Consider the following 7,019-nt stretch of genomic DNA (forward strand, 5'->3'; position numbering starts at 1 on the left):
GCCGCCGCCGACGCCATCCGACTCTCCCGCCGCACCCTCGCCACCATCAGGAGCAACCTCTTCTGGGCCTTCGGCTACAACATCGCCGCCCTGCCACTGGCCGCCGCCGGACTCCTCAACCCGATGATCGCCGGCGCCGCCATGGCCTTCTCCTCGGTCTTCGTGGTCACCAACAGCCTCCGGCTGCGCCGCTTCCGGCCCGCCTGAGCACCGGCACCGGCAGACGCGAGGGGCCCGGACCGGCATCGGTCCGGGCCCCTCGCCGTGCCTCAACGCCCCAGCAGCTCGCCGCCGTTGCAGTGCAGGATCTCGCCGGTGATGAACCCGGCCTCGGGCGAGGCGAGGAAGTGCACCGCCGCCGCGACCTCGCCGGTCTCGCCGATCCGGCCGAGCAGGGTGCGGGCCGCCCGCCGGGCGACCTCGGCTTCGTCCAGCCGCGGCCCGAAGAACTCGGTGCCGCTGACCGTCCCCGGCGCGACGATGTTGGCCGTGATGCCCGAGGTGCCCAACTGGGCGGCCAGGAAGTGGTTCCAGGCGTGCAGCGAGGCCTTCGCCGCGCCGTAGGAGCCGGCCCCGCGCAGGGCGGCGATGGAGCTGATGGTCACGACCCGGCCGGAGCCCGGGGTGAGCCGGTCGCGGATCGACTCGGTGAGCAGCACCACGGTCAGCACGTTGCGCTCGAAGTCGCCGCGCCAGCGGGCCAGTAGGGCGTGCGGCCCGCCCCCGACCACGGTCTCCCGGCTGCCGGCGTTGTTGACCAGGACGTCGATCCGCTCGGGCAGTTCGCGCAGCGCGGCCTCCACGGCGTCCGGGTCGGCGAGGTCGCACACCAGCGGGGTGACGTTGGACCCGAGGTCGGCCGCGGCCTTCTCCAGGACCTCCCGGCGGCGGCCCACGATCACGACGTGGTCGTCCACCTCGGCGAACCGCCGCGCGACTTCGTACCCGATTCCCGTGCCACCGCCGGTGACGACGACGTTCCTGGCCATCTGCGCACTCCCTCCCCAGTTCCGCCGTCGCGCTGCGAGTGTGCGCGACGGTCCGTACCGGAATGCCACGATTCCTATCACGCTCGGTTGCCGTAACTGCGGGGAGGGTGACGTCCCACGCGAGAGAAGGTGTGATATGGGCGGGGTACGGCGCGCACACGGAGCGTGGCGAGAGGCAGCTCACACCCCCCGGGCGTAACTTCTCGCACCCTGATACGTCTTAGGTTGGTAGTGCGGCAGTTTTTCCGACGGGCGAGGTCACGCTGAACGGCATCGTGTCCCCGCGCTTCCATCGGCTGCCGCCGACGGGGCTCCGGCGGGCCCCGGGAACGGTCGTCGTCCTGACGGCCTTCGCGCACGACGCCGGGGTTCTGGCGGGTCAGGGACGCTTTGAGCGGCCGTCCCCGGCTGCGGCCGGCCCCGGAGTCGTGCGCCGTACGGTTCCGTCTCCGCGCGGGCCCTTCCGGGGGCGCCGCGCGGGGACGCGGAGGGGCCCGGCCGCTCAGTCAGCGGCCGGGCCCCTTTCAGCTCCCGTCCGGGCGGTGCCCGGCGTCGGCGTCGTCGCGCGTGTCGTCAGCGCCCGTCGAGCGGGACGTAGTCGCGGATCGCGGTGCCGGTGTAGATCTGGCGCGGGCGGCCGATCCGGCTGGTCGGATCGTTGATCATCTCGTGCCAGTGAGCGATCCAGCCCGGCAGCCGGCCGAGGGCGAACAGCACGGTGAACATGCTGGTCGGGAAGCCCATGGCGCGGTAGATCAGGCCGGTGTAGAAGTCCACGTTCGGGTACAGCTTGCGCGAGATGAAGAAGTCGTCCTTGAGGGCGTGCTCCTCCAGCTTGAGCGCGATGTCCAGCAGCTCGTCGCTCTTGCCGAGCTGGCCGAGGACCTCGTGCGCGAGCAGCTTCACCTGGGCGGCGCGCGGGTCGAACGCCTTGTAGACCCGGTGCCCGAAGCCCATCAGCTTGACGCCGGCTTCCTTGTTCTTCACCTTCGTGATGAAGGCGTCGACGTCGCCGCCGTCCTTCTGGATGCTCTCCAGCATCTCCAGGACGGCCTGGTTGGCGCCGCCGTGCAGCGGGCCCCACAGGGCCGAGATGCCGGCCGAGATCGAGGCGAACAGGTTGGCGTGGCTGGAGCCGACCAGACGCACGGTGGAGGTCGAGCAGTTCTGCTCGTGGTCCGCGTGCAGGATGAGCAGCTTGTCGAGGGCGTTGACCACGACCGGGTTGAGCTCGTAGTCCTCGGCGGGGACGGCGAACGTCATCCGCAGGAAGTTCTCGACGTAGCTCAGGTCGTTGCGCGGGTAGACGAAGGGCTGGCCCATCGCCTTCTTGTACGCGTAGGCGGCGATCGTCGGCAGCTTGGCGAGCAGGCGGACCGTCGACAGGTGGCGCTGGGCCGCGTCGAACGGGTTGTGGCTCTCCGGGTAGAACGTGGACAGCGCGCCGACGACCGAGGACAGCATCGCCATCGGGTGGGCGTCCCGCGGGAAGCCCTGGAAGAAGCGCTTGACGTCCTCGTGCAGCAGGGTGTGCTGGGTGATCTCGCGGTTGAACTCCGCCAGCTGGTCCGCGTTCGGCAGCTCACCGTTGATCAGGAGGTACGCGGTCTCGATGAACCCGCCCTGCGAGGCGAGCTGCTCGATCGGGTAGCCGCGGTACCGCAGGATGCCGTTGTCGCCGTCCACGAAGGTGATCGCGGACTTGTACGCGGCGGTGTTACCGAAGCCGTTGTCCAGGGTGACCAGGCCGGTCTGCGGGAGCAGCTTCGAGATGTCGAAGCCGGCGTTGCCCGCAGTGCTCTCGACGACGGGGTACTCGTACTCGCCGTCCTGGTACCGCAGTACTACCGAGTTGTCGCTCACGTCTTCCTCACCGACGAAATGAATCCTCTTCCAAGGTGCCCTGACTGTCTCCACCATCCCCCATCCGGAGGACAGTCGCGCACCCGGGGTGGCCCGAAAGGGCCCGCCCCTACAAAACCTGCCGCCGCAGCCGGTACGAACCGGACAAGATCGGCACCACCCTAGGCTCTGCCGTAAATCTCTTCACGTCAAGAGAACATTAGAGGCAACCATCCCGTTGGATAATCATCCAGTAGTCAGCCGATGATCGAGCGCGGTATGCCTCCGACCTGCGCTGACAGCCCGTACGGCCTGCGCGATCGCCTTCCGTGACCCGACCAGCACCACGAGTTTCCGAGCCCTGGTCACAGCGGTGTAGAGCAGGTTCCGCTGGAGCATCGTCCAAGCGGACATGGTGACCGGAATCACCACCACCGGGTACTCGCTGCCCTGCGAGCGGTGGATCGTCACCGCGTACGCATGGGCCAGCTCGTCCAGTTCGTCGAAGTCGTAGGCCACCTCCTCGTCCTCGTCGGTGAGCACCGTCAGCCGCTGGTCGTCCACGCTGAGGGCGGTCACCACTCCCACTGTGCCGTTGAAGACCCCGTTCCGCCCCTTGTCGTAGTTGTTGCGGATCTGCGTGACCTTGTCCCCCACCCTGAACGTGCGGCCGCCGAAGCGGCGTTCAGCCAACCCCTCCCGGGCCGGCGTCACCGCCCCCTGCAACAGGGTGTTCAGGTTCCCCGCCCCCGCCGGACCGCGGTGCATCGGCGCCAGCACCTGGACGTCCCGGCGCGGGTCGAACCCGAACCGCTGCGGGATCCGCCGCGCCACCACGTCCACCGTCAGCCCGGCCGCCAGCTCCGCGTCGTCCTCCGCGAACAGGAAGAAGTCCGCCAGACCCTCCGTCAACGGCGGCTTGCCCTCGTTGATCCGGTGCGCGTTCGTCACCACCCCCGACTGCTGCGCCTGCCGGAAGATCCTGGTCAGGCGCACCGACGGGATCGGCCCGCCCGCCGCCAGCAGGTCCCTCAGCACCTCCCCGGCCCCCACCGAGGGCAACTGGTCCACGTCCCCCACGAACAGCAGGTGCGCCCCCGGCGGCACCGCCTTGACCAGCTTGTTCGCCAGGATCAGGTCCAGCATCGAGGCCTCGTCGACCACCACCAGGTCCGCGTCCAGCGGCCGGTCCCGGTCGTACGCGGCGTCCCCGCCCGGCTTCAGCTCCAGCAGCCGGTGCACCGTCGACGCCTCCACCCCGGTCAGCTCCGACAGCCGCTTCGCCGCCCGGCCGGTCGGCGCCGCCAGCACGACCTTGGCCCGCTTCGCCAGCGCCAGCGTCACGATCGACTTCACCGTGAACGACTTGCCGCAGCCCGGGCCGCCCGTCAGCACCGCGACCCGCTCGGTCAACGCCAACCGCACCGACTGCTCCTGCTCGGGCGCCAGCTCCGCCCCGGTCCGCTTCGCCAGCCAGTCCAGCGCCACCCGCCAGTCCACCCCGGCGAACCAGGGCATCCGGTCGGTGTCCGAACGCAGCAGCCGCAGCAGCTGGTTGGCCAGCGAGATCTCCGCCCGGTGGAACGGCACCAGGTACACCGCGGTGATCGGCCCGCCGCCGTCCCCCGGCACCGGCTCGCGCACCACCCCCTCCGTCGCCACCAGCTCCGCCAGGCAGTCGATCACCAGCCCGACGTCCACCTGCAACAGCTTCACGCCGTCCGCGATCAGCCGCTCCTCCGGCAGGAAGCAGTGCCCCTGGTCGGTGCTCTGCGACAGCGCGTACTGCAAGCCGGCCTTCACGCGCTCCGGGCTGTCGTGCGGGATCCCCACCGCCTGGGCGATCCGGTCCGCCGTCAGGAAACCGATCCCCCAGACGTCCCCGGCCAGCCGGTACGGCTCGTTCTTCACCACACCGATCGAACCGTCGCCGTACTGCTTGTAGATTCGCACAGCCAGCGAGGTCGACACCCCGACCCCCTGCAGGAAGACCATCACCTCCTTGATGGCCTTCTGCTCCTCCCAGGCCGCCGCGATCTTCTTGGTGCGCTTCGGCCCCAGCCCCGGAACCTCGATCAGCCGGCCCGGCTCGCTCTCGATCACCTCCAGGGTGTCCACCCCGAACCGCTCCACGATCCGCTCGGCGAACCGCGGCCCGATCCCCTTGATCAGCCCCGAGCCCAGGTACCGCTGGATCCCCTGGACCGTGGCCGGCAGCACCGTCGTGTAGTTCTCCACCGTGAACTGCCGCCCGTACTGCGGGTGCGAGCCCCACCGCCCGTGCAGCCGCAGCGACTCCCCGACCTGCGCCCCCAGCAGCGCGCCCACCACGGTCAGCAGGTCGTTCCCGCCCCGGCCGGTGTCCACCCGGGCCACCGTGTAGCCGGTCTCCTCGTTGGCGTAGGTGATCCGCTCCAACACGCCCTCGACCTGCGCGAGCTGGAGCGGCTGCTGCCCCGACGGCGCGTGCTTGCTCACCGGGCCCCCTTCGACCGGTACGGGTGGATCATTCCGCTACGCACCGTACCGCCCGGCCCCGACAAGCCCACAGCCCCGGAACCCGGCGGCCCGGCCCGGGCCTGCGGAGCCCGCCGTGCAGCGCCTCCGCCGAAGTGCCAGGCTGAGGGCAGGCAGGGGGACCGTCGACCGCGCCCGCCCGGGCCGGCCCCGTCCGAGGAGCAGTGCCGACATGCTCAACACCGCCTACCGCCCCGGCTCCCCCGACTGGCTCGACCTGAGCAGCCCCGACACCCGGGCCTCCGTGGACTTCTACACCGCGCTGTTCGGCTGGACCTTCGACTCGGCCGGCCCCGAGGCGGGCGGCTACGGCTTCTTCCGGCTCGACGGCCGCACCGTCGCCGCCCTCGGCCCGCTCACCGAGGAGGGCTCCGCACCCGCCTGGACCCTCTACTTCGCCACCCTCGACGCCGACCGCACCACCGAACTCGTCGAACAGGCCGGCGGCCGCGTCCGGTACACCCCCTTCGACGTCTTCACCTCGGGCCGGATGGCCGGCTACACCGACCCCACCGGCGCCGACTTCGCCGTCTGGCAGCCGCACGACACCCGCGGCCTGGACCTCGTCGACCAGGAGGGCAGCCTCTGCTGGGCCGAGTGCCTCAGCGTCGACGCCGAACTCGCCAAATCCTTCTACCGCGCCGTCTTCGGCTGGCAGGAACAGGACGTCCCGTTCGGGGACTCGCTCTACACCGTCCTCACCCCGGCGGGCGGCGGCACCGACGACGCGCACGGCGGCATCGTTCAGCTCCACCCCGACCAGACCGCCGCCGGCACCGCCTCGCACTGGTTCCCGTACTTCGAGGTCCCCAACGCGGACGCCAGCCTCGCCATCGCCGACACCCTCGGCGCCACCGTCCGGCTCCCCGCCACGGACGTCCACGGCGTCGGCCGCCTCGCCCGGCTCGCCGACCCGCACGGCGCGGTCTTCGCCGTCATCACCAGTGCCGCACCCGGCGCGTGACACCCGTTCACCCCGCCCCGCCCACCCGGCCCCGGATCGCCCCCGAGAAGGGGCGTGAGGGGGTGCTACGGGCGTAGACAGGCGATCGAGGTCAACCGGTGCCTTCTATTCTCTGATCATGAGCGACATGACCGATCTGACGATCCGCCGGGCGACCGAGGCGGACCTCCCGGCGATAGTGGCGATGCTCGCCGACGACCCGCTGGGCGCGACCCGTGAGAGCCCCGACGACCTCACCGCGTACCGCACCGCCTTCGCCCGCATCGACGGCGACCCGCACCAGCACCTGGTCGTCGCCGACCGGGCCGGCCGGACCGTCGGCACCCTGCAGCTGACCGTCATCCCGGGCCTATCCCGCCGTGGCTCCACGCGCACGATCATCGAGGCCGTCCGCGTCCACGCCGACGAACGTGGCAACGGGCTCGGCACCGACCTGATCGAATGGGCCGTCGAACGCTCCCGCGAACTCGGCGCCGACCTCGTCCAGCTCACCTCCGACGCCACCCGCACCGACGCCCACCGCTTCTACGAACGGCTCGGATTCGTTCCGTCGCACGTCGGATTCAAGCTGAAGGTCTGACCGAAGGTCCGACACCGCACCTCGGACAGAACGCCCGGGAAACGCGAAGAACCCCCATCCGGAATCCGGATGGGGGTTCTTCACAAAGATTGTTCGGCGGCGTCCTACTCTCCCACAGGGTCCCCCC

The 7,019-nt window shown here is 70.6% G+C and carries 6 protein-coding genes; 3 read left to right on the top strand and 3 right to left on the bottom strand.

The genetic code is table 11. The features are described 5' to 3' along the window. The coding region (locus AB0D10_RS45510; protein ID WP_360268764.1) for a hypothetical protein at window positions 1-207 on the top strand (207 nt) is incomplete at its 5' end. A 62-nt stretch (window positions 208-269) separates the two neighbouring features. Here AB0D10_RS45510 and AB0D10_RS45515 read toward each other — a convergent pair. From AB0D10_RS45515 to AB0D10_RS45525, 3 genes are all read right to left on the bottom strand, one after another. Next, a complete protein-coding gene (locus tag AB0D10_RS45515) occupies window positions 270-989 on the bottom strand; it encodes an SDR family oxidoreductase (protein WP_360268767.1) in 720 nt (239 codons plus the stop codon). 573 nt (window positions 990-1,562) lie between these two features. Beyond that, a complete protein-coding gene (locus tag AB0D10_RS45520; RefSeq protein ID WP_360268770.1) occupies window positions 1,563-2,852 on the bottom strand; it encodes a citrate synthase in 1,290 nt (429 codons plus the stop codon). 225 nt (window positions 2,853-3,077) lie between these two features. After that, the gene (locus AB0D10_RS45525) at window positions 3,078-5,309 is read right to left on the bottom strand and encodes an ATP-dependent RecD-like DNA helicase (RefSeq protein WP_360268772.1); all 2,232 of its coding nucleotides are present in this window, start codon (window positions 5,307-5,309) and stop codon (window positions 3,078-3,080) included. A gap of 211 nt (window positions 5,310-5,520) precedes the next feature. On the opposite strand from AB0D10_RS45525, the gene AB0D10_RS45530 reads away from it, so the two are divergent. Both AB0D10_RS45530 and AB0D10_RS45535 read left to right on the top strand, forming a co-directional pair. Then, window positions 5,521-6,312 (top strand): VOC family protein, encoded by a 792-nt coding sequence (locus AB0D10_RS45530; protein WP_360268775.1) that lies wholly within the window; start codon window positions 5,521-5,523, stop codon window positions 6,310-6,312. Window positions 6,313-6,439: 127 nt separating this feature from the next. After that, a complete protein-coding gene (locus tag AB0D10_RS45535; RefSeq protein ID WP_360268778.1) occupies window positions 6,440-6,892 on the top strand; it encodes a GNAT family N-acetyltransferase in 453 nt (150 codons plus the stop codon). The last annotated feature ends 127 nt before the right edge of the window (window positions 6,893-7,019 follow it).

This window comes from Kitasatospora sp. NPDC048545, from assembly GCF_040651155.1.
GTDB lineage: Bacteria > Actinomycetota > Actinomycetes > Streptomycetales > Streptomycetaceae > Kitasatospora.